This is a genomic window from Bifidobacterium pullorum subsp. saeculare, assembly GCF_016899725.1.
Lineage (GTDB): Bacteria > Actinomycetota > Actinomycetes > Actinomycetales > Bifidobacteriaceae > Bifidobacterium > Bifidobacterium pullorum_C.
On the sequence record NZ_JACLYU010000293.1, the window covers coordinates 1 to 380 of the forward strand.

Annotated in this window: 1 protein-coding gene; it reads left to right on the plus strand. The window is 70.3% G+C overall.

Translation table 11 applies throughout. The features are described from left to right. Positions 1-84 precede the first annotated feature (84 nt). Positions 85-380, plus strand: a 296-nt coding sequence (locus H7U32_RS12540; protein WP_204469963.1) for a helix-turn-helix domain-containing protein, incomplete at its 3' end; no start/stop codon positions are given.

Genomic DNA, 380 nt, shown 5'->3' on the forward strand with positions numbered 1-380 from the left:
CGTTTCTTGGATTGGGGAGTAGGTGGTTCGTGGGATGGGAGGTTTCCTGTGTCTGGTGGGTTGCGGGCGGGGTATGGCCGCGGGGTGCGGGAGCGCGCCGCGGACTTGTTCGCCCAGGGGCGTGGGTATGTGTCCGTGGCGAGGGTCCTGGGTGTTCCGGCCAAGGCCGTGAGAAGATGGCGGCGGCGGTACCGGGCCGTCGGGAGGGAGTCGTTGCTGGGCATGGGCGAGACGCCGGGGAAGTACGGTTTCGAGGCCAGGCTGGCCGCGGCGAGGGCGGTCGTCGGGGACGGCATGGCCAAGCCGGAGGCGATGAGGGGGTTCGGGGTCGCGAACATGGCCTCGCTGGACAACTGGTGCCGCTTGTGCCGCGGGGAGGG